At 72.8% G+C, this 2,074-nt stretch carries 2 protein-coding genes; both read left to right on the plus strand.

Features of this window, described 5'->3' with window-relative positions; genetic code table 11:
- Nucleotides 1-115 precede the first annotated feature (115 nt).
- The gene (locus tag AB0C20_RS36050) at nucleotides 116-910 is read left to right on the plus strand and encodes a fused MFS/spermidine synthase (RefSeq protein ID WP_357190650.1); all 795 of its coding nucleotides are present in this window, start codon (nucleotides 116-118) and stop codon (nucleotides 908-910) included.
- 58 nt (nucleotides 911-968) lie between these two features.
- Nucleotides 969-2,074 (plus strand): AI-2E family transporter (locus tag AB0C20_RS36055; protein WP_357569701.1); only part of this gene is annotated, 1,106 nt, incomplete at its 3' end.

Genomic DNA, 2,074 nt, shown 5'->3' on the forward strand with positions numbered 1-2,074 from the left:
GCCGTGCTCGCGGTACTGATCGGCGTCGGCGTCCTGTTCGTGGAGAATCCGCTCGGCAACCCGGGCACACCCGACCCGGCCGAGATCGCGGGTGGGCTCGGCTAGCGTGCCGGATATGAACCGCGCCGCCGACCGGCTGGAGCTGGTCGCCGACCCGGTCCGGCGGACCGGGCGGACGCTGCTGTCCGCCGGGGTGGAGCAGTCGTACGTGGATGTCGAGGATCCTCGGCACCTGCACTTCGAGTACGTCCGAAGGATCGCCTCGGCAGTGGAGGTGGCGGCCCCGGCCGGCGCTCCGCTGAACGTCCTGCACCTCGGTGGCGGCGCGTTGACGCTGCCCCGCTGGCTGGCCGCCACCCGGCCCGGCTCCCCACAACGGGTCGTCGAGCGGGACGCGGCGGTGGTCGAGCTGGTGGCCCGGGAGTTGCCGCCGCTGCCGCAGGAGGTGCGGGTCGAGGTCGCCGACGCCCGGGACGCTCTGACCGACACCCCGGACGGCCGGTACGACCTGGTGATCGCCGACATCTACCGTGCGGCCCGGATGCCCCGGCACGTGCGCACCGTCGAGTTCGCCGCCGAGGTGGCCCGCGCCCTGCGCCCCGACGGGTTGTACCTGGTCAACGTCACCGACCTACCGCCGCTGGTCGCTACTCGGGTGCAGGTGGCCACCTTGCGGGCGGTCTTCGCCGACGTGTGCGTGGTAGGCGACCGGCGGATGTTGCGCGGCCGCAGGTACGGCAACGTGGTGCTGGCGGCGACCTCCCGCCCCGGCGGGCTGCCGGTGGCCCGGCTGGCGGTGGCCGCCCTGCGCGACCCGGTGCCCGGCGGGCTGCTGCACGCCGCCGCACTCGACACGTTCGTCGCCGGCGCCCACCCGGTGACCGACGCTGACGAACACTCCCGTCACTGATCGCCGTTGTGCCCGCAATGCCGGGTTTCCGACGGCGTGCGCGGGGAAGGCCGGTCGGATGAGCGACGTCGACCAGCGGGCGACCGCCCGCCGCACCCTGATCGTGATCGGTCTGGTGCTGACGACCGCGCTCGCGCTGGGGTTCGTGTACGCGACCCGGCGGGTGCTGGTCTGGGCGGTGGTGGCCGCGTTCTTCGCCGTTGCGCTCAAACCCCTCGTCGACCGGCTGCAACGCCGCTTCGTCCGACGTCGGGCGCTGGCCACCCTGCTGGTGTTCCTCGCCGCGTTCGTGCTGCTGGCGATCCTGGCCGCGCTCATCCTGGTGCCGTTGTTCGGGGAGTTGGGCCGCTTCGCCGACCGGGCACCCGAGCTGCTGCGGGAGGCCCGCGCCGGACAGGGCCCGGTGGGGCAGGCGTTGGAGCGCACCGGGGCACGCCGCTACGTCAGCGAGCACTCCGAGCAGCTGCGCGACCTCGGCGGCCGGCTGCGCCAACCCGCTGTCGGTGTGCTGCGCGGCGTCGTCGAGTCGGTCGCCGGGCTGGTCACTGTCATCGTCCTCGCGTACCTCATGGTGTTGGAGTCGCCGCGGATCACCAGCGGCATTCTCGCGGCGGCCGGGGACGGTCAGGGCGAGCGGCTGCGTCGGGTGGGCCGGGAGGTGTCGCGCACCGTCACCGGCTATCTCACCGGGAACCTGCTGATCAGCGTGATCTGCGGGGCGTTGACCTTCGTGGTGCTGACCCTCACGGGGGTGCCCTTCGCGGCGGTGATCGCGCTGCTGGTGGCGGTGGCCGACCTGATACCGCTGGTCGGGGCGACCCTCGGCGCGGTGATCGCGGCCGGTGCCGGTTTCCTGCACTCCCCCACCGCCGGGGTGGTGGTGCTGGTCTTCTTCGTGGTCTACCAACAGGTGGAGAATCACCTGCTCCAGCCGCTCATCCTCTCCCGCGCGGTCCGGCTGAACCCGTTGACGGTGCTGGTCAGTGTGCTGCTCGCGGCGGAGCTGGCCGGTTTGCTCGGCGCGCTGCTGGCCATCCCCGCCGCCGGCATCGTCCAGACCCTGCTGCGCGAGTACGGCCCGCGCCGGCTCCGACCCGCACCCCACCACCAACTGCACCACATACACATCACCACCGGTCAGCTCGACTCGTTCGGCGATGCGGT

Source organism: Micromonospora sp. NPDC048843, from assembly GCF_040649965.1.
GTDB classification, from domain to species: Bacteria; Actinomycetota; Actinomycetes; order Mycobacteriales; family Micromonosporaceae; genus Micromonospora; species Micromonospora hortensis.

Excerpts from the sequence above, each read along its gene's own strand:
- AB0C20_RS36050 (WP_357190650.1), top strand. The coding sequence starts at position 116 with ATGAACCGCGCCGCCGACCGGCTGGAGCTGGTCGCCGACCCGGTCCGG.